The sequence below is a fragment of the Parvibaculum sp. genome (assembly GCF_019635935.1).
Taxonomy (GTDB): domain Bacteria; phylum Pseudomonadota; class Alphaproteobacteria; order Parvibaculales; family Parvibaculaceae; genus Parvibaculum.
On the sequence record NZ_JAHBYN010000001.1, the window covers coordinates 2,838,105 to 2,856,565 of the forward strand.

The 18,461-nt window shown below is 64.2% G+C and carries 19 protein-coding genes and 1 riboswitch; of the genes, 7 read left to right on the forward strand and 12 right to left on the reverse strand.

What is annotated here, in order from left to right:
• Nucleotides 1-97: 97 nt before the first annotated feature.
• The 6 genes from KF719_RS13970 (at nt 98) to KF719_RS13995 (ending at nt 6,206) form a co-directional block, all read left to right on the forward strand.
• Nucleotides 98-691 carry a hypothetical protein gene (locus KF719_RS13970; RefSeq protein WP_293509320.1) on the forward strand — a complete coding sequence of 198 codons (594 nt, stop codon included), beginning with the start codon at nt 98-100 and terminating at the stop codon, nt 689-691.
• A gap of 87 nt (nt 692-778) precedes the next feature.
• Nucleotides 779-882, forward strand: a riboswitch (glycine riboswitch).
• Nucleotides 883-1,084: 202 nt separating this feature from the next.
• Nucleotides 1,085-2,221 (forward strand): glycine cleavage system aminomethyltransferase GcvT, encoded by a 1,137-nt coding sequence (gene gcvT / locus KF719_RS13975; RefSeq protein ID WP_293509321.1) that lies wholly within the window; start codon nt 1,085-1,087, stop codon nt 2,219-2,221.
• Between the two features lie 34 nt (nt 2,222-2,255).
• Nucleotides 2,256-2,633 carry a glycine cleavage system protein GcvH gene (gene gcvH, locus KF719_RS13980; RefSeq protein ID WP_293509322.1) on the forward strand — a complete coding sequence of 126 codons (378 nt, stop codon included), beginning with the start codon at nt 2,256-2,258 and terminating at the stop codon, nt 2,631-2,633.
• Between the two features lie 62 nt (nt 2,634-2,695).
• Nucleotides 2,696-4,039, forward strand: a complete 1,344-nt coding sequence (gcvPA, locus tag KF719_RS13985) for an aminomethyl-transferring glycine dehydrogenase subunit GcvPA (RefSeq protein ID WP_293509323.1) — start codon at nt 2,696-2,698, stop codon at nt 4,037-4,039.
• An 8-nt stretch (nt 4,040-4,047) separates the two neighbouring features.
• The gene (gene gcvPB / locus KF719_RS13990; protein WP_293510662.1) at nt 4,048-5,616 is read left to right on the forward strand and encodes an aminomethyl-transferring glycine dehydrogenase subunit GcvPB; all 1,569 of its coding nucleotides are present in this window, start codon (nt 4,048-4,050) and stop codon (nt 5,614-5,616) included.
• Between the two features lie 2 nt (nt 5,617-5,618).
• On the forward strand, nt 5,619-6,206 hold the full coding sequence (locus KF719_RS13995; RefSeq protein ID WP_293509324.1) for a nucleotidyltransferase family protein: 588 nt from the start codon (nt 5,619-5,621) through the stop codon (nt 6,204-6,206).
• On the opposite strand, the gene KF719_RS14000 is transcribed toward KF719_RS13995, so the two are convergent.
• The 9 genes from KF719_RS14000 to KF719_RS14040 all read right to left on the reverse strand — a co-directional run bounded on the left by KF719_RS14000 (nt 6,182) and on the right by KF719_RS14040 (nt 14,750).
• Entirely contained in the window at nt 6,182-6,964 is a 783-nt protein-coding gene (locus tag KF719_RS14000; RefSeq protein WP_293509325.1) for a dienelactone hydrolase family protein, read from the reverse strand. The two genes, KF719_RS13995 and KF719_RS14000, sit on opposite strands and share 25 nt — an antisense overlap.
• Nucleotides 6,965-7,072: 108 nt before the next feature.
• Entirely contained in the window at nt 7,073-7,558 is a 486-nt protein-coding gene (locus tag KF719_RS14005) for an ATP F0F1 synthase subunit B (protein WP_293509326.1), read from the reverse strand.
• A 14-nt stretch (nt 7,559-7,572) separates the two neighbouring features.
• Nucleotides 7,573-8,052, reverse strand: a complete 480-nt coding sequence (locus KF719_RS14010) for a F0F1 ATP synthase subunit B' (RefSeq protein WP_293509327.1) — start codon at nt 8,050-8,052, stop codon at nt 7,573-7,575.
• 73 nt (nt 8,053-8,125) lie between these two features.
• Complete coding sequence (locus KF719_RS14015; protein ID WP_293509328.1) at nt 8,126-8,353, reverse strand: F0F1 ATP synthase subunit C; 228 nt, start codon at nt 8,351-8,353, stop codon at nt 8,126-8,128.
• A gap of 88 nt (nt 8,354-8,441) precedes the next feature.
• Nucleotides 8,442-9,164 (reverse strand): F0F1 ATP synthase subunit A, encoded by a 723-nt coding sequence (locus KF719_RS14020; RefSeq protein WP_293510663.1) that lies wholly within the window; start codon nt 9,162-9,164, stop codon nt 8,442-8,444.
• An 81-nt stretch (nt 9,165-9,245) separates the two neighbouring features.
• Nucleotides 9,246-9,611, reverse strand: coding sequence for an AtpZ/AtpI family protein (locus tag KF719_RS14025; protein WP_293509329.1), 366 nt, complete (start codon nt 9,609-9,611; stop codon nt 9,246-9,248).
• Nucleotides 9,612-9,869: 258 nt separating this feature from the next.
• The gene (gene smc, locus KF719_RS14030; protein WP_293509330.1) at nt 9,870-13,331 is read right to left on the reverse strand and encodes a chromosome segregation protein SMC; all 3,462 of its coding nucleotides are present in this window, start codon (nt 13,329-13,331) and stop codon (nt 9,870-9,872) included.
• Between the two features lie 55 nt (nt 13,332-13,386).
• Nucleotides 13,387-14,088 carry a DsbA family protein gene (locus KF719_RS14035; RefSeq protein ID WP_293509331.1) on the reverse strand — a complete coding sequence of 234 codons (702 nt, stop codon included), beginning with the start codon at nt 14,086-14,088 and terminating at the stop codon, nt 13,387-13,389.
• A 125-nt stretch (nt 14,089-14,213) separates the two neighbouring features.
• Nucleotides 14,214-14,750 carry a DciA family protein gene (locus KF719_RS14040; protein ID WP_293509332.1) on the reverse strand — a complete coding sequence of 179 codons (537 nt, stop codon included), beginning with the start codon at nt 14,748-14,750 and terminating at the stop codon, nt 14,214-14,216.
• A 21-nt stretch (nt 14,751-14,771) separates the two neighbouring features.
• On the opposite strand from KF719_RS14040, the gene mutY reads away from it, so the two are divergent.
• The gene (gene mutY, locus KF719_RS14045; protein WP_293509333.1) at nt 14,772-15,941 is read left to right on the forward strand and encodes an A/G-specific adenine glycosylase; all 1,170 of its coding nucleotides are present in this window, start codon (nt 14,772-14,774) and stop codon (nt 15,939-15,941) included.
• Between the two features lie 103 nt (nt 15,942-16,044).
• Here mutY and KF719_RS14050 read toward each other — a convergent pair whose 3' ends face one another.
• The 3 genes from KF719_RS14050 to KF719_RS14060 form a co-directional block, all read right to left on the reverse strand.
• On the reverse strand, nt 16,045-17,163 hold the full coding sequence (locus KF719_RS14050; protein ID WP_293509334.1) for a site-specific DNA-methyltransferase: 1,119 nt from the start codon (nt 17,161-17,163) through the stop codon (nt 16,045-16,047).
• 136 nt (nt 17,164-17,299) lie between these two features.
• The gene (locus KF719_RS14055) at nt 17,300-17,929 is read right to left on the reverse strand and encodes a ribonuclease HII (RefSeq protein ID WP_293509335.1); all 630 of its coding nucleotides are present in this window, start codon (nt 17,927-17,929) and stop codon (nt 17,300-17,302) included.
• Nucleotides 17,930-17,962: 33 nt separating this feature from the next.
• Nucleotides 17,963-18,388 carry a GxxExxY protein gene (locus KF719_RS14060; RefSeq protein WP_293509336.1) on the reverse strand — a complete coding sequence of 142 codons (426 nt, stop codon included), beginning with the start codon at nt 18,386-18,388 and terminating at the stop codon, nt 17,963-17,965.
• Nucleotides 18,389-18,461 lie beyond the last annotated feature (73 nt).

The following is an 18,461-nucleotide window of genomic DNA, read 5'->3' on the forward strand; positions in this document are numbered from 1 at the left end:
TCCATCGCCGGTACTAGAGGGGCCCCATCCGGGAAAGTCAAGAAAGCCACCGATCGGCAGCCAGCCGCTCGCGCCCGCCACAACAGAGTGAGATCAGATGCCGATTTCGATTGCGCCGCAACGACTTAGCAGACTTTCCCTGGCGCTGGTCGCGTCGCTGGCGCTGGCCTTGGGCGGCTGCTCCTCGCTCAATCCGTTCGGCAGCAGCGAAAAGGAAGGCGGCACCACGCAGCTTCCCTGTCCACAGGTAGGGGTGCTGGGCGAAACCGACCACATCACCTTGTTGCGCGGCGCCGGCACCGACCTCACCGACATCGTTGCCCGCGCCGAGATCGGCCGCGTCGTCTCCAAATGCACCTACAACACAAGCGACGCAACAATCAGCGTCGATCTCGCATTTGATGGCATCGCCGAACTCGGACCGGCCGCGACCTCGCGCGATCTCGTTTTCAACGTTTTTGTGGCGGTAACCCGCCGTTTTGACACGCTGGACAAGAAGCAGGTCTACCAGATTCCGGTGAGCTTCCCGGCCGGTCAGCGTCAGGCGCGCTTCCTCAAGACGGTCGACGGAACGATTCTTCCCTATGGCGGCACCGCCGACGGGCGCATCTATCAGGTCCTGGTCGGCTTCCAGCTGACGGCGGAACAACTCGAATACAACCGCCAGGTGGCCTATACGCCCATCCGCTGAATCCGCTGAAAACCTTGTGATTCGGCCATTTTTCGGACGGCATCGATTGACTCTCGCCGCCCCGTCCATATGATCGGCGACACACAGACGAACCCTGCGGGAGAGATCGGAACCTAAATTTCGACTGGATTCCGACGCCGAAGGAGCAACCGCCCCGGAAACTCTCAGGCACCAAGGACCGCAGGGGGATGAATCTCTGGAAAGCAGCCCGGCATTGACTGGCCGGTCTCACCGAAGGGCGTAAGCGACGGGAACGCGTTCCCTCACCGCGAAATCTCTCAGGTTCAGCGACAGAGTGGGGCGCTACAAGCGGAGAAATCCGCCGGGTAGCGGCCAACTCGATTCGTTTTCGTCCATCGCCCAAATCGCCGGCGGGACGAGCCTGGAAGCCCAATGTCGGACCCTGCCGTCACCACGGACATCTTGAAGATAACGCCGCTTCACGCGCTCCATATCGAACTGGGCGCGAAGATGGTGCCGTTCGCCGGCTACGACATGCCGGTGCAATATCCAGACGGCGTTCTCGCCGAACATCTGCACACGCGCGACGCCGCCGGTCTCTTCGACGTCTCGCATATGGGGCAGGCCTTCCTCACCGCGCGCGACCATGAAACGGCCGCCCGCGCGGTCGAAGCGTTAACGCCGGGCGACATTCTCGGCCTCGCGCCCGGCGCCATCCGCTACACTTTGTTGTTGAACGACAAGGGCGGCATCCGCGACGACCTGATGGTGACGCGGACACAGACGGATGGAAAACTTTTCCTGATCGTCAATGCCGCCTGCAAGGATGCCGACTTCGCTCACATTGCCGCCAATCTCCCCTCGGGCGTCGTGCTGGAACGTCTTGAGGACCGCGCGCTGATCGCATTGCAGGGTCCGAAGGCGGCGGAGGTGTTTGCCCGCTTCGCGCCGCAAGCGGCGTCGCAGACATTTATGACCGCGCGCGATATGGATGTCGCTGGCGTTCCCTGCATGGTCAGCCGCTCGGGCTATACCGGCGAAGACGGTTACGAGATTTCGATGCCGGCGAAAGATGCCGCGGCGCTGACGAAAAAACTGTTGGCTGAACCGGAAGTGAAACCCATCGGACTTGGCGCTCGCGACTCGCTGCGCCTCGAGGCCGGGCTTTGTCTCTATGGCCACGACATCGACGAAACGACGACGCCGATCGAAGCCGCGCTTGGCTGGGCGATCGGCAAGCGCCGCCGCACCGAAGCGAACTTTCCCGGCGCAAAAATCATTCTGGATCAGATCGCGGCCGGTGCACCGCGCAAACGCGTCGGTTTGCTGCCGGAGGGCAAGGCGCCTGCACGCGAAGGCACTGAGATCTATGCCGATGGAAAAAAGATCGGCGTGGTGACGAGCGGCGGCTACGGCCCGAGTGTCGGCGGTCCGATCGCGATGGGCTATGTCGACGCGGACGCGGCGAAATCCGGCACGGCGGTCGAGTTGATGGTGCGGGGCAAGGGACGCGCCGCGCATGTCGCGGCGATGCCGTTTGTCGAAAAACGTTTCTACCGGGGCAATTGAGAGTGGCCTCCAGCAAGGGATCAGGGGACTTCAGATGAGCGACATTCGTTTTACCGATCAGCATGAATGGGTCCGTGTGGACGGCGACATCGCCACCATCGGCATCACGGACTATGCGCAGGAACAGCTGGGCGACGTCGTCTATGTGGAATTGCCGGAAGTTGGCAAGACCATCGAAGCCGGCGACGAAGCGGCGGTCGTTGAAAGCGTCAAGGCCGCCAGCGAGGTTTACACGCCGGTCAGCGGCGAGGTGATCGACGTCAACGGCGATATCGAGGCGACGCCCGCCGGCGTCAATGAAGACGCGATGGGCGATGGCTGGTTCGTCAAACTGCGTATGTCCGATCCTTCCGAGCTCGACAAGCTGATGGACGAGAGCGCCTACAAGGAATTCGTCGAAAGTCTCCACTGAACCGGCCGCGCCGGCACCGCGGCCATCAACTCCGCACAAGCCCGAACAAGGATGTTGCGATTATGCGCTACCTGCCCCTGACCGAAACCGACCGCCGCGAAATGCTCGGCGTCATCGGCGCGAAAACTGTCGACGAGCTGTTCCGCGATGTGCCGGAACGTGCGCGCCTCGAAGGTCTTGTCGATCTGCCGCGCCGCAAGGGCGAGCTCGATGTCGAGCGCGCACTCGCAAAGATGGCCTCAAGGAACGTCGCGGCCGGTTCGGTGCCGTTCTTCGTCGGTGCGGGCGCCTATCGCCATCATGTGCCGGCTTCCGTCGATCATCTGATCCAGCGTTCGGAGTTCCTCACCTCCTACACGCCCTATCAGCCCGAGATTACGCAAGGCACGCTGCAATACCTGTTCGAATTCCAGACCCAGGTGGCGATGATCACCGGCATGGAAGTGGCGAACGCCTCGATGTATGACGGCTCGACCGGATGCGGCGAGGCGGTGCTGATGGCGCATCGCGTGACCAGGCGCAAGAAGGCCGTGTTGTCGGGCACGTTGCACCCGCAATATGCCGAGGTCGTCCGCAACCTGTCGGAATTCGCCGACTACGAACTCGAGGTGATGCCGGCGGCGGTGCCGGGAACGACCGAAGACATCGTCGCCCATATCGCCGACGACACGAGTTGCGTCGTCGTGCAGACGCCGGGTTTCTTCGGTGAGTTGGTCGATCTTCGCCCCATCGCCGAGGCCGCACATGCGAAGGGCGCGCTGCTGATCGCGGTCGTGCCGGAGATCGTTTCGCTGGGCGCCGTCACGCCGCCCGGCGAGATGGGTGCCGACATTGTGGTGGGCGAGGGGCAGTCGATCGGCAACGGCCTCAATTTCGGCGGGCCCTATGTCGGTCTCTTCGCCACACGACAGAAGTTCATCCGCCAGATGCCCGGCCGCCTCTGCGGCGAGACGGTCGACGCCGATGGCAAGCGCGGCTTCGTGCTGACGCTGTCGACGCGCGAACAGCACATCCGCCGCGAAAAGGCGACATCCAACATCTGCACGAACTCGGGCCTCTGTTGCCTCGCCTTCACGATCCATATGTCGTTGTTGGGTGAGGAGGGCTACAAGCGTCTCGCGCGCATCAACCACGCCGCCGCCGTCAACCTTGCTGAACGGCTGGCGAAAGTGCCGGGTGTCGAAATTCTCAACCAGGCTTTCTTCAACGAATTCACGATGCGCTTGTCCAGGCCGGCAGCCGAAGTCGTCGATGCGCTGGCCGACAAGGGCGTGCTCGGCGGCGTGCCGGCATCGCGTCTGCTGCCGGGCGCCGGGCTCGACGATTTGCTGATCGTCGCCTCAACCGAAATCAATACCGATGCGGACCGTGCCGCCTATGCCGCCGCGCTTGAGGAGGTGCTCTGATGTCCGGAATGAACAAACAAGGACGCCCGACCTCGATCGCCGGTGCATCGTCGGCCGCGCATGAGACCTTCACCGGCAACCGCGCCTTGCAGCTCGAAGAGGCGCTCCTTTTTGAACTCGACAATCCGGGTGCCTGCGGCGTCGATCTCGATGAGCCCGCCCCCTTCACCGCGCGCCTCGGAAATTTCGAGCGCCATGGGCGCATCGGCCTGCCCAGCGTGTCGGAGCCAGAGATCGTGCGGCACTATGTGCGGCTGTCGGCCAAGAACTACTCGATCGACGCCGGTCTCTATCCGCTCGGCTCCTGCACGATGAAACACAATCCGCGCCTCAACGAAAAAATGGCGCGGCTGCCGGGCATTGGCGATCTGCACCCGTTGCAGCCGGTCAAAACGGTGCAAGGCGCGCTTGAACTGATGGACACGCTGGCGCATTGGTTGAAAGAACTGACAGGTATGCCGGGCGTGGCGCTTTCACCCAAGGCCGGCGCACATGGCGAGCTCTGCGGCATGATGGCCATTCGCGCGGCGCTGATCGCGCGCGGCGAGGACGAAGCGCGCAGCCGCGTGCTGGTACCCGAATCGGCGCATGGCACCAACCCGGCGACGGCGGCGCTGCTCGGCTACAAGGTCGATGCCATTCCGGCAACGAAGGAAGGTCGTGTCGATCTCGAAGCCTTCAAGGCGAAGCTCGGGCCCGATGTCGCCGCGATCATGCTGACCAACCCGAACACCTGCGGCCTTTTCGAACGCGACATCATCGAAATCGCCGATGCGGTGCATGAAGCGGGCGCCTATTTCTACTGCGACGGCGCCAACTTCAACGCCATTGTCGGCCGCGTACGGCCGGGTGATCTCGGCGTCGACGCCATGCACATCAACCTGCACAAGACCTTCTCGACGCCGCATGGCGGCGGCGGGCCGGGCGCGGGGCCGGTGGTCTTCTCCGAGGCGCTGGCGCCCTTCGCGCCACGCCCCTATGTGGTGCACGGGACGGACGGTTTCCGTCTGGTCGAAACGGCCGAGGACGCGAAGGCCGACGGCACAACGCCCTTCGGCCGCATGACCGCCTTCCACGGCCAGATGGGCATGTTCGTTCGCGCGCTGGCCTACATGATGAGCCACGGTTCGGACGGGCTGCGCCAGGTCGCCGAGGACGCGGTGCTGAACGCCAATTATGTCTTGGCCTCGCTGAAGAACGATCTCTCGGCGCCATTTGAAGGCCCGTGCATGCATGAGGCGCTGTTCGACGATCGCTTCCTGAAGGGCACAGGCGTCGAAACGCTCGACTTCGCCAAGGCGATGATCGACGAGGGCTACCACCCGATGACGATGTATTTCCCGCTGGTGGTGCATGGCGCGCTGCTGATCGAGCCGACCGAGACGGAATCGAAACAGGCCGTCGATCTCTTCATTGCGACGCTGAAGGATCTCGCCCGCGCCGCGAAGTCGAACGACAAGGAACGCTTCACCGGCGCGCCTTACCTTTCGCCGCGCCGCCGCCTCGACGAAACCGCCGCCGCCCGCAGCCCGGTGCTGCGCTGGGTGCCGCCCGCCCCGAAACAGGCGGCCGAATAGGGATGGACGAAGCGCGGTTTCTTTCGCTGGCGCTCGCCAACGAGACCAACCGCGCGATCCTCGACCTGCTGCCCGAACTCGATCTGCCAGACGCATGGCTTGTGTCGGGCAGCCTCTTTCAGGCGGTCTGGAACGGGCTGACAGGCCGCGCACCGGATTACGGCATCAAGGACTACGACGTCTTCTATTTCGACCCCGACACGAGTTGGGACGCGGAAGATCGCGCCATCGCGTGTGCGCACGCTCTCTTCGCGCCGCGCGGCATCGAAGTCGAATTGCGCAACCAGGCGCGCGTCCACCTCTGGTATCCGGAAAAATTTGGCATGCCCTATCCGCAGTTGACATGTGCCTGCGACGGCATCGACCGCTTTCTGGCGCCGGCCTGCATGGTTGGCGTGCAGGCGGCGGGCGGGGGCTTGCGAACCTATGCCCCCTTCGGCTTCGGCGACATCGAGACCATGACCATCCGTCCGAATCCCGTCGCCAATTTCAACGCCGACCGTCTCGCCGAGAAGGCCGCGCGCTGGAAGGAAAAGTGGCCGGAGCTGACGATTGTCGAAAGCGGTCAGGCCGCCTTGAGACGCTCCTGAAAAAACGCGATCACGCGCTTGGCCGCCTCCTTGGTCGGTTCGCCGTCGCGGTCGATCAGGTCGACGGTCAGCACCGAATGCGGCTTCGGGGCTGGCGAATCGGGATTGGCGTGGCGGTCGTCGATTTCGATTCCTTCGAACGCATCGCCGAGCTCGCGGCGCAGGCTCTCGAACTTTTCCGGCGGGCACATGAAGTCGCCCTTGAAGCGCAGGCCCAGCACCTTGGCGCCCTTCGCACAGCGATCCTTGACGCAAGCAAGCTCCTCCGGCGACACATGCAGCGCCGCCTTGCGCGCCGCGCCGGCCGGGAAAGGCATCGAGGGCTGCGACAGGACGGGCGCCAGCATCGTCGGCTCCATCATCATCGATAGCGCGAAATTTCCCGAGAAGCACATGCCGACCGCGCCGACGCCCTTGCCGCCGGCCTCCTCATGCGCGTGCCGCGCCAGCGCGCGGAGCCAGACGGTGACGGGGCTCGACCGGTTGGACGCAAGGATGTGGAACTCGCGGCGCACACAGAGCTTTGCGATCGAGGAAAGCACATAGCCGTTTGTCAGCGGTTTGCCGGCCTCGCCCAGCAGTTCGGGCATGTAGACGCGAAACCCGGCGTCGACCACCCAGTCGGAAAAGCGGATCACCTCCGGGGTGATGCCGGGAATTTCGTGGATGACGATGACGGCCGGGCCATGCCCCCGCACATAGACCGGGCGGGTTTCGTCCTCATGGGTGAATTCGGTCTTTGTGTAGTTGTTCAGCATGGTCGCCCCTCCCGCGGTTGATCTATTGAAGGGGCGGAGCGGCGGCGAATGCAAACAAAAACCCCGCCCGGCTTGCGCGGGGCGGGGCTTTTTGAAGGCCGGTTTGCCTCAGTGCAGCTTGGAGGCGAGATCTGCGATCGAGCGTTCGACCAGCTTTTCGTCTTCAGCCGCGGTCACCTTGTCGGCGATCACCTTGCGGGCCGCGCCGATGGCCACATTGGCGGCGGTTGCGCGGACCTCGCTCAGCGCCTGCGATTCGGCCTGGGCAATCTTGTCCTCGGCGAGCCTGGTGCGCCGCTCGACCTGCGCTTCCATATTGGCGCGGATTTCCCTGGCGAGGTTCTCGGCCTCGACCTTCGCCTGGGCAACGATGTCCTCGGCCTCTTTCATGGCTTCGCGCTGCTTGCGCTGGTAGGAGGCGAGAAGCTGTTGCGCCTCCTCGCGCAGCCGCCGTGCTTCGTCGAGTTCGGCCGCGATGTCGGCGGCGCGTTTGTCGAGAAGCCCCCCGATCATGCCGGGCACCTTGTAGTAGACCAGCAGCCCGATGAACATCAGGAAGGAAATCAGCACCCAGAAATCGGGAGACGCGAACATGGGTTCCGGTCCTTCTATTTGAGTTCGCCGTCGACCGCGCGCTCGGCGGCGGCACGGTCGGCACCGCCGAGGAGTTCGGTGACAACGGCATCGGCCACCTCAATGGCCACGGCACGCACATTGCCGAGCGCCTTTTCCTTGGTCGCGGCAATCTGCTTTTCGGCGGCGGCGATTTTTTCGGCGAGGCGCGCCTCGATCGACTTTCGCTGCCGTTCGGTTTCTTCGTTCAGCTTGTCGCGGGTCGCCTGCGCGATCTCATGCGCGTTGGCGCGGGCATCCGCCAGTGCCTTCTCGTAGGCGGCAATGGCTTCGTCCGTCTGCCGCTTGAACTGCTCGGCCTGGTCGAGATCGTCGGCGATGCGGTCGCGGCGTTCCTCAAGGACGTTGGCGATGCGCGGCAGCGCCACGCGGGCCATCATCAGATAGAGAAAGCCGAACGTGATCGCCAGCCAGACAAGCTGCGGCACGAAGGTATGAAATTCTAGTTGCGGCATGCCGCTTCTCCTGAAAGCGATTGCCGGCGCCGCGCAACAAGGCGGCGCCGGAACACGCGAGCGTTCGCGCCGATCAGAACGCGAAGAGGATCAGGAACGCGACGGCGAGGCCGAACAGGCCCGTCGCTTCGGCAAGTGCGAAGCCGAGCAGCGCATTGCCGAACTGGCCCTGCGCCGCGGTCGGGTTGCGCAGGGCGCCCGCCAGGTAGTTGCCGAAAATCGTGCCGATGCCGACGCCGGCGCCGGCAAGAGCGATACAGGCGATACCCGCACCGATGAGCTTTGCAGCTTCTGCTTCCATGGTCTTCAGTCTCCGTTGTCGTAAAGGGTGCGGGTCGCGCCCCGTTGCGGTTGATCGAAAGGGCTTCCGCCCCGTTTGGGCCGGCGCCTCAGTGCATATGCAAGGCGTCGTTGAGATAGATGCAGGTCAGGATCGCGAACACATAGGCCTGCAGCGCCGCGACAAGGACTTCGAGGCCGGTCAGACCGACCATGAACACCAGCGGCACGATGCCGGGCGCGACGCCGAAGGCGCCGAGCGCGATGACGAAGCCCGCGAACACCTTCAGAACCGTATGACCGGCCATCATGTTGGCGAAGAGACGAACCGACAGGCTGATCGGACGCGTCAGGTACGACACGACCTCGATCGGCACCACCAGCGGCAGCAGGTAGACCGGGACGCCATGCGGAACGAAGAACTTCACGAAGCCGATCCCATGCACGGCAAAGCCGATGATCGTCACGCCGATAAAGATGAAGAAGGCGAGCGCGAAGGTGACGATGATGTGGCTGGTCACCGTGAAGGAATAGGGGATCATGCCCAGGAGGTTGCACGCCAGAATGAACGTGAAGAGCGTGAACACGAAGGGGAAGAAACGCAAACCCGCCGAGCCGACATTGTCGCGCAGCATGTTGGCGATGAACTCGTAGGAGAGCTCGACGATCGATTGCAGCCGTCCCGGCACCATGGCGCGGCGGTTGATGCCGGTGAGCATCAGGCCGGTCACGACCGCGGCGGCCAGAACCATGAACAGCGATGAATTGGTGAAGGAAGCATCGATATTCCCGAACTGCATCGGGAAAAGCGTCTTGATCTCGAACTGGTGCATCGGGTCGATGGCGAAGCCGCCGCCGCCGCCATGTTCTGCGTTTTCTGTCGCCACGCTCGCCGCCCTTGTCTCGGATGGGCCTCAGCCCTGTTGATCGCCGCTTGCGTCCCGTTCGGCTGAAGCGGCGATCTGCCGTGCCGCCCGGTACACATTCAAAATGCCCGCCGCCGCGCCGATGAAGAAAAACACCAGCAAAAACCAGGGCCGCGTGCCGAGCCAGCCGTCCAGAACCCAGCCGATCGCCATCCCGACAAAAACGCCGGCCACCAGTTCGGTGACCAGCCGGAAGGCAATGCCCATGGCCGTGCTCCGGCCCCTGCCGGACGCGGGCTTCAGGTGGGCCTGCTGCGTTTTCCGCAGCCTGGCGCCGAAATCCGCGAGATCGGAGTTGCGCCCCTTTTCCGCGCCGGAAGTGTCCGGAGTTTTGCCGTCCTGATGGTCCGCCAAAACGCCATGCTCCCCGCGAAAAAGCCCCGCTGCAAATGCAGAGCCCTGCCTCAAGCCGCGCGCACCCTACTTGCAGGGTCTGGCACTGTCAAGAACCGCTGAGTGACAGGTAAGTCATTGTAAAAAAAGACAATTCCGATGTCTTTCGCGGCTGCGGCATTCGGCCTCGGCGCAGCCGCGAAACGAGTCTGGCGGTCGCACGAAAAAGGCCCCCTGAAAGGGGGCCTTTCCGTTGCGGCAGGTGCGGCCGGCGAACGCTCAGGACGCCTCGCGAATCCGCTCCGCCACGTCGAGATCGACCGACACCAGCGTCGAGACACCGCGCTCCTGCATGGTGACGCCGAACAGCCGGTTCATGCGCGCCATCGTCAGCGCGTGATGGGTGATGATCAGGAAGCGCGTATCGGTGGTGCGCGTCATCTCGTCCATCAGATCGCAGAAGCGTTCGACATTGGCGTCGTCCAGCGGCGCGTCCACCTCGTCCAGCACGCAGATCGGCGAGGGGTTGGTGAGGAACACGGCGAAGATCAGCGACATCGCGGTCAGCGCCTGCTCGCCGCCCGATAGAAGCGACATCACCTGAAGCCGCTTGCCCGGCGGACGCGCGAAAATTTCGAGGCCGGCTTCCAGCGGATCGTCGGACTCGGTGAGCTTCAGATGCGCTTCGCCGCCGCCGAAGAGATGCGTGAAGAGCCGCGAGAAATTGGCGTTGACCTTCTCGAACGCTTCGAGCATCCGCTCCCGGCCCTCGCGATTGAGGCTGCCGATGCCCTGACGCAGTTTGGCGATGGCGCTGACTAGGTCTTCGCGCTCGCCGGTCATGGTTTCGAGCTGCTCGGTCAACTCGCGCGCTTCTTCCTCGGCGCGAAGGTTGACGCCGCCAAGGCTTTCGCGTTCGCGCTTCAGCCGTTCGAGCTTGGCGTCGATCTGTTCGAGGTCCGGCAGGTCGGCGCCTTCGGCGAGATTGGCCTGCGCCAGCGCGTCCGCCGGTTCGCACTCCAGCACCTCCCGCACGCGCTCTTCTGCCTCGCGCCGCCGCTCCCGCGCACCGTCCACCAGCCCGTCGATCCGCGCCCGTTCCTCGCGCGTTTCGGCGAGATGCGACTGCACATCTTTTGCGTGTTTGGTGGTTTCGGAAAGCAGTTTCTCGGCGCTTGCCAGCGCGTCGGCCGCTTCCCCGCGCGCCGTTTCGGCCGCGCCGATATGGCTCATCAGCGCGTGCCGCTTTTCCTCGATCTGGGCCGGCACGCTTTCGAGCGTCTTCAATTCGGCTTCGGCTTCGACGCGCCGCGTTTCCAGCGTCTCGATCTGTTTGCCCGCGTTGGCGGCGCGCGACTGCCATGCCGCACTTTCCTCGGCGATGACATCGAGCCGTCGTGTCCGCGCCTCGGCTTCGCGGCGCAAACCTTCGTGCTGGGCCCGCGCTTCGGAAAGCTCAAGCCGAAGGGAGGCCACGAGATCGCGCAATTCGCTGGCACGCAGCCGCAATTCCTCGTCGGGCTTCAGGTTTTGAAGCGCGACTTCGGCTTCTTCAAGCGTCCGGCCGGCTTCGACCCGGTCGCCGGTCAGGCGCTCCTCGGATTCGGTGAGTGCCGCAAGACGTGAAAGTTGCGCGGATGCCGCGCGCTCCGCTGCCGTCAGCGTTTCGCGGATGCGGTTGTGTTCGGCTTGCGCCTCGCGCAGCGCCTGCCTTTGCTGCTGTTCGCGTGCCGTCGCGTCCTCGGCCGCGACATGGGCGGCATCGAAAGCCGAACGCGCCGCTCTTGCGTTTTCGCGCGCCGCGCCGAGCTCGGCTTCGAGATCGGCCAGCCGGTTGCGTTGTTCAAGCCGCCGGGCCGACGCCGTCGGCGCATCGGCTGCCGCCGTGTAGCCGTCCCAGCGCCACAGCGCGCCCTCGCGCGTGACAAGCCGCTGGCCTGGCTTGAGCAGCGCCTGCAGGCGCTTGCCGTCTTCGCCCGACACGACAATGCCGATTTGCGACAGGCGGCGGGAAAGTGCCGCCGGCCCTTGCACGAAATAGGAAAGCGGTGTCGCGCCATCCGGAAGTTCGGGCGCTGTCTCGAACGGCGGCAGCGCGTCCCAGTGGATCGGCGCCGCCTTGTCGCCCGGCACAGCAAGATCGTCGCCGAGTGCCGCGCCAAGCGCGGTTTCGTAGCCATGCTCGACCGACACAGCGTCGATCATCGGCGGCCAGAGGTCGCTCTCGCCGACCGACAACAGATCGGTGAGCGTCTTCGCTTCGGCCGCGAGATCTCCCGCCACGCGTTCGGCGACCTGCAACGGTTCGCGCGCGGACTTTTCAGCCTCCTGCGCGGTGCGGCGCGCCTCTTCGGCTTCCAGCGTGACGCGCTCGGCATCGGCCATCCGCGCCGCCGCTGCATCGAGCTCCGCCGATTGCAGTGCGATCTGCGCCTTCTTCTCCTCGGCATCCGCCAGCGTCTCGCGCTCGCGGACGATTTCGGCAAGCTGGCGCTCCAGTTTTTCGATACGCTGGCGGCCGGCATCGATGCTGCGCACAAGGCTGTTGCGCTCGGCGGAAAGCCGCGCGATTTCCTGGTTGAGCTGGTCGAGCTCATGCTCGCGCGCGTCGAGCCGGCCGCGCGTTTCCTCGACACGCGCCTCGGCCTCGCCCTGCGCTTGCGTCTGGCCTTCTTCAGCCGCACGAAGCGCGCCGGCTTCCTCGTCGAGCCGGGCGATGGCGGCTTGCGTGTCTTCGATCAGGTCGCGTTCGCGCGCGAGATCCTGCGCGATCTGCTGCAGCCGCGCCGTCAGGCGCTCGGCTTGCTCGCGGGCGCGGGCTTCTTCGGCGTCGAGATTGTCGCGCTCGACGGTAAGACGGTGCAGCCGCGCGGCCGCCGCCGCTTCGGTTTCGCGCAAGGGCGGCAGTGCGTCGGCGGCCTGCGCTTCCATGGTCGATGCCGCTGCCGCCTCGCGGGTCAGCTCGGTGACGCGAATATCGGTCGTCGCAAGCCGCTCTTCCTCATGCGCCAGCAACTCGACCGCATGGGTCCATTTGAGATGCAGCAGGATCGCTTCCGCTTCGCGGATATGGCCCGACAGATTGCGGTAGCGCACGGCCTGCCGCGCTTGCCGCTTGAGGCTCGCAAGCTGCGATTCAAGCTGCGCCACCACATCGTCGAGGCGGGTGAGGTTGGTCTCCGCCGCCCGCAGCCGAAGTTCCGCCTCGTGACGGCGCGTATAGAGCCCGGTGATACCGGCCGCTTCTTCGAGAATGCGGCGGCGGTTGATCGGCTTCGACGAGATGAGCTGCGCGATCTGACCCTGACGCACCAGTGCCGGCGAATGCGCGCCCGTCGACGCGTCGGCGAAAAGCAACTGCACGTCGCGCGCCCGCACTTCGCGGCCGTTGATGCGATAGGTCGAGCCCTGGTCGCGCTCGATCCGCCGCGACACTTCGATGGTTTCGCTGTCGTTATAGGCGGGCGGCGCCGAGCGGTCGCCATTGTCTATATAGAGAACGACCTCGGCATGGTTGCGCGCCGGGCGGCCGCTGGTGCCGGAGAAGATCACATCCTCCATGCCCGAGCCGCGCATGTTCTTGAACGAGTTTTCGCCCATCACCCAGCGCATCGCCTCGAGCAGGTTCGACTTGCCGCAGCCGTTTGGACCGACAATGCCGGTCAGCCCCGGCTCGATGACGACATCGGTCGGATCGACGAAGGATTTGAAACCCGAAAGGCGGAGGCGATTGAACTTCACTGTGTTTCTCGATCTCTGGCGTTGTCTCTGTCTTCGAAAAGTGCAGGCGTGGCGGCTATTCTTCGACCGGCGTCGATGCGCCCTCCGGCGTTCCGGATGACGTGATGTCCTGACCCGCCAGCGCCTTCTGGATCAGCGGTTCGAACTGGCTCCAGGGCAATGCGCCTTCGACTTTCTCGCCATTGATGAAGAAAGTCGGTGTGGAGCGGACGCCGAACGTCTTTGCGCCGCGCAACGCATTGTCCTTGATGTGGTCGAAGATTTCCTGGTTCTTCATGCAGGCGTCGAAGGCCTCTTCGGAAAACCCGCCTTGCCGCGCCAGCGCTTTGAGATCTTCCATCGGCGTTTGCGTGAACGCCCAAGCCTGCTGCTGGCGAAAGAGCACGCCGACAAATCCGAAATAGCGCTCCGGCCCCGCGCAATGCGCCAGCATGAAAGCCGCCGTCGCGATCGGATCGAAGGGGAAGTCGCGCAGGATGTAGTAGACCTTTCCGGTTTCGATGTATTGCTCCTTGAGGAGCGGCATCGTGTTGACCTCGAAGCTGGCGCAATGCGCGCAGGTGAGCGAGGCATAGTCGATGACGGTAACGGGGGCATTGGGGTCGCCCATCGTCATGTCGCCGAGCGGGCCGGGAACCATCAGTTCCTCTTCGAAGGCCGAACGGTCGACGCGGCCTTCGGCGCCGCCATTCGAGGACCCGAAGATAAAATACCCGCCGATGGCCAGCACGAGAATAACCGCGGCGGCGCCGGCCAAAATAGCTCTATTTTGATTCACGATGACCTGTTCCCACTAGATGTTGGGGCATTATGGCTGCGCGCGCTTCCGCCCTCAACCAATCCTTTTTGTTGCCTCGGCGCGAGAATCGCGACTCGACCGCCTCAGCGGGGCCGGCGCGCGCCGACCACCCGCTCGCCGAGCTTCGCCAACGCTGCTTTCAACGCCGGTTCTTCAATCTTTTCAAGCTCTTGCGCCAGGGCCGCGCGCTCATCCGCCGAGAGCGGCCGGAGCCGCCGGAGGCGCGGTCCGTGCTTCACCGGCAGCGGCCCCTGAACGAGCTTCAGCTTCGCGACGGCGCTGTGCCCGTAATAGCTGTTGATACGCTCGACGATCTGCGGTTCGAGATGCCGGATCTCGACGGCGATGGGCCCGTCGACACGGACCACCAGCGTCGCCCCGTCGCGCCGGGCGCCCTCTCCGGAAGCCCTTGGAAAGATTAGCTTTTCGGGCGACGAAAATTCGGCGAGCTGGGCGCCCGCGATCTCCGGCCAATGCGCCAGCACATGCGACTGTGTGAAACCGCGCTTTGCGAAGGCCGCATGCGCGATGGCGCCGATCCGTGCGCCGACGGGCGCGGGACTGTAGCGCCGCGAGGCGACGCGATTTCCGAGGATGCCGTTCATGCGCGCATTCTGCATCGATTTTGCCGGACAGGCGAATTGACCTGCGATGCCCTTTCGCGCGATGACTGGAGCATGCCGAAAAACGCCAGAAAAGCCCCGGAATACAAGGAAAAACAGGCCGCGCCGAAATTGCTCGCCTGGTACGGCAAGCATGCGCGCGTGTTGCCCTGGCGCGCGCGGAGCGGCGAGGCGGCCGATCCCTATGCGGTGTGGCTTTCCGAAATCATGCTGCAGCAAACGACGGTGGCAACCGTCGGGCCTTATTTTATGGGCTTTTTGAAGCGCTGGCCGACGGTGGAGGCGCTTGCGAAGGCGCCGCAGGACGATGTGATGAAGGCCTGGGCGGGGCTCGGCTACTATGCCCGCGCGCGCAACATGCATGCCTGCGCGAAAGCCATATCGTCCGACCACGGAGGGAAATTTCCCGAGGATATGGAAGGACTTGGACGCCTCCCCGGCATTGGCCCCTACACGGCCGCCGCGATCGCCGCCATCGCTTTCGGCAAACGCGCGACGGTGGTCGACGGCAATGTCGAACGCGTGGTGGCGCGGCTCTTCGACATCGAAACGCCGCTGCCAAAGGCAAAGCCCGAGATCCGCAAGGCCGCCGAGACGCTGACGCCGGACACCCGCGCCGGCGACTTCGCGCAGGCGATGATGGACCTCGGCGCGACCGTCTGCACGCCGAAAAGCCCCGCCTGTAATCGCTGTCCGATCAATGACTTATGCGACGCGCGGACGAACGGGACGCAAGGCCTGCGCCCCGCCCGCGCGCCGAAAAAGCCGAAGCCGGCAAGGCAGGGCGCCTGCTTCTGGCTGACCCGGAATGGCCATGTCTGGCTGCGCCGGCGGGCCGACAAGGGGCTTCTCGGCGGCATGATGGAAGTGCCCGGAACGCCCTGGGACAGGAGTGACTGTCATCGAACTGTCAAAAAACTGTCACAAACCGATTTCGACTGGGCTTATCCCCATGCGCCAACCACCGCCGAATGGCGACTTGTCCCCGGTCTGGTGACCCACAGCTTCACCCATTTCGATCTCGAACTGAGCGTTTTCACCGCCGCGACGCGAAAAAAACTTGTCCCCGGGGCGGAAGGGCGCTGGGTGCCGCTCGACGAGCTGCATGGCGAGGCCCTTCCGACCGTGATGCGGAAGGTCGCGGCACATGCGATGCCGGAGGCGGGGCCGCTGTTCGCGAAGCGGTGAGGTTTTATCCGTAGGCGGATCGGCCCGGCCCTTCGCATGGCTCAGGGCGTTCGAGGCTCGAGAAGGTCCACCGGACCTTTTCGCTCGCTGCGCGAACCGCCTCTCACCCTTCCCCCATCTCCGCGCGGACCTTCTGCCGCAATATGTCGATGGGTTTCAGTTTGCCGTCGGTCTTGAAGTGCCAGAAGGTCCAGCCGTTGCAGGCGTCGAGGCCTTGCACATGGGCGCCGATCTTGTGGATCGAGCCCGACGCATCGCGACAGACGATCGAGCCGTCGGCGCGGATGCGGGCGGCGTGGCGGCGCGCCGGATCGTAAAGCGTGTCGCCGGCCTCAAGCAGCCCGCGCTCGACCAGCGTGCCGAAGGGAATGCGCGGTTCGGCTTTTTTCGAGGTCGTGACTTTCAGGTCCTCGGCGGCGCCGGTCTTGACCAGGCGGATGCGTTCGCGCGCGACCTTGATGTAGCGCGCCTCGCGCTCGATGCCGATGAACTTGCGGCCGAGCTTCTTGGCGACGGCGCCGGTGGTGCCGGTGCCGAAGAAGGGATCGAGCACGGTGTCGCCGGCATTGGTGGTCGCGAGCAGCACGCGGTGGAGAAGCGCCTCGGGCTTTTGCGTCGGATGCGCCTTGCCGCCGTCGCCATCCTTCAGGCGTTCGCCGCCGGTGCAGAGCGGCAAGAGCCAGTCCGAACGCATCTGCAGATCGTCGTTCAGGGCCTTCATAGCGTCGTAGTTGAAGGTGTATTTCTTCTGATCGGCGTCGCGCGTCGCCCAGATCAGCGTCTCATGTGCATTGGTGAAGCGCGTGCCGCGGAAGTTCGGCATCGGGTTCGACTTGCGCCAGACGACGTCGTTCATCACCCAGAAGCCGAGATCCTGCATCGTCGCGCCGACGCGGAAGATGTTGTGATAGGAACCGATGACCCAGATGGCGCCGGTGTCTTTCAAGACGCGCCGCGCCGCCTTCATCCAGTCATGCGTGAAGCGGTCGTATTCGGCGAAGCTCGCGAACTTGTCCCAGTCGTCGTCGACCGCATCGACCTTCGACTGGTCGGGCCGCGTCAGCTCGCCGCCGAGCTGCAGGTTGTAGGGCGGGTCGGCGAAAACGAGATCGACCGACTTTTCGGGCAATGCGTTCATCGCCGCGATGCAATCGCCCTGAATGATGGTCTCGGCCGGATTGCCGGCGCTTTTCTGCCCGGCCCGGAGATTGACGCGCCCCACGGTACACCCCTGTTACTGAACATGCTTCCGGTTCCACCGCCGGATTGGGGGGCATGATGAGTCGGCGCGGAATCGCGGTCAATAAGCTTTTTGAATCAAGAGGTTAACGGATTCGGGACACAAGATCGAGTCCCCCTCAGGCGGCGGGACTCAACATCTTGCGTATCGGCGCGAAAGAGGTTCGATGCGCGGGCGAAGGCCCGAGGCGTAAAAGCGCTTGCGCGTGCGCGGCCGTGCCGTAGCCCTTGTGGCGCTCGAAGCCGTAACCGGGATGGATTTCGGCAAGTTCGCACATCGTCCGGTCACGGACGGTCTTGGCCGCGATCGAGGCGGCGGCGACCGACAGCGACAGCGCGTCGCCCTTGACGATAGCGCGCGCCGGGCAGGGAAGGGCGGGCAGACGGTTGCCGTCGATCAGGGCGAAGGCGGGCGGGACGGCGAGCGCCGCGACGGCGCGGCGCATCGCCAGCATGGTTGCCTGCAGGATGTTGAGACGGTCGATTTCGGCGACGCTGGCTTCGCCGATGCCGATGACGGCTGAGGCTTCGAGCGCGGCAAACAGGCTTTCGCGGCGCGCGGCATCGAGTTTTTTCGAGTCGTTGAGGCCGGGTGGAATGCAAGCGGCGTCGAGAATGACGGCGGCCGCCACCACCGGCCCCGCCCAGGGCCCACGCCCCGCCTCGTCGACGCCGCAAACGGCAAGACGCGGATGCCCGGCCTCAAGTTCGAAGCGGAAATCGGGCAAAGGTGACGGCGCGCGCGGCATGAAGCGGAGTGTGCCGCAAGGGCAAGGGAATGGCTAGACAGACATCCGGTTGAGACGAAGACGCGAAGCGGCGGAGGGAACATGGCCGTTCACGATCCTGTGCAGTCCTTCCTTGAGCGTCGGCGCGCCGAAGTTAATCAAAAAGCCCATCGAAAGATCAAGCAACCGGAGATACGTCAACACCTGCTTGGGGTGGACTGGAAGCAAACGTTCGACCGATTTGATTTCCACAATAATGCGTTGATCGACAAGCAGGTCAATCCGCAACGTATCGGCGAACTCCATTCCGTCGTATTCGAAAGAGAGAGGTTTCTGCCTCTCCACCTTCAATCCGCGTCGCCTCAGATCGCGTTCGAGTACAGCTTCGTAGACAGACTCGAGCAATCCGGGCCCGAGTCCCTTGTGCAATTTTAGTGCTGCGTCGACGATTTCGGCCGACAATTCTTCCAGCCCGTCCATCGAATTTTCCATGACCCACTCGTCTTGCTTATCCGAAGTTTGCAGGAAAGAAAGGATTTGCACGCGAAGGCGC

What these genes read in the sequence shown, in the direction of transcription:
- KF719_RS13970 (WP_293509320.1), top strand. Translation starts at nt 98, where the DNA reads ATGCCGATTTCGATTGCGCCGCAACGACTTAGCAGACTTTCCCTGGCG.
- gcvT (WP_293509321.1), top strand. Translation starts at nt 1,085, where the DNA reads ATGTCGGACCCTGCCGTCACCACGGACATCTTGAAGATAACGCCGCTT.
- gcvH (WP_293509322.1), top strand. Translation starts at nt 2,256, where the DNA reads ATGAGCGACATTCGTTTTACCGATCAGCATGAATGGGTCCGTGTGGAC.
- gcvPA (WP_293509323.1), top strand. Translation starts at nt 2,696, where the DNA reads ATGCGCTACCTGCCCCTGACCGAAACCGACCGCCGCGAAATGCTCGGC.
- gcvPB (WP_293510662.1), top strand. Translation starts at nt 4,048, where the DNA reads ATGAACAAACAAGGACGCCCGACCTCGATCGCCGGTGCATCGTCGGCC.
- KF719_RS13995 (WP_293509324.1), top strand. Translation starts at nt 5,619, where the DNA reads ATGGACGAAGCGCGGTTTCTTTCGCTGGCGCTCGCCAACGAGACCAAC.
- KF719_RS14000 (WP_293509325.1), bottom strand. Translation starts at nt 6,964, where the DNA reads ATGCTGAACAACTACACAAAGACCGAATTCACCCATGAGGACGAAACC.
- KF719_RS14005 (WP_293509326.1), bottom strand. Translation starts at nt 7,558, where the DNA reads ATGTTCGCGTCTCCCGATTTCTGGGTGCTGATTTCCTTCCTGATGTTC.
- KF719_RS14010 (WP_293509327.1), bottom strand. Translation starts at nt 8,052, where the DNA reads ATGCCGCAACTAGAATTTCATACCTTCGTGCCGCAGCTTGTCTGGCTG.
- KF719_RS14015 (WP_293509328.1), bottom strand. Translation starts at nt 8,353, where the DNA reads ATGGAAGCAGAAGCTGCAAAGCTCATCGGTGCGGGTATCGCCTGTATC.
- KF719_RS14020 (WP_293510663.1), bottom strand. Translation starts at nt 9,164, where the DNA reads ATGCACCAGTTCGAGATCAAGACGCTTTTCCCGATGCAGTTCGGGAAT.
- KF719_RS14040 (WP_293509332.1), bottom strand. Translation starts at nt 14,750, where the DNA reads ATGCAGAATGCGCGCATGAACGGCATCCTCGGAAATCGCGTCGCCTCG.
- KF719_RS14055 (WP_293509335.1), bottom strand. Translation starts at nt 17,929, where the DNA reads ATGCCGCGCGCGCCGTCACCTTTGCCCGATTTCCGCTTCGAACTTGAG.
- KF719_RS14060 (WP_293509336.1), bottom strand. Translation starts at nt 18,388, where the DNA reads ATGGACGGGCTGGAAGAATTGTCGGCCGAAATCGTCGACGCAGCACTA.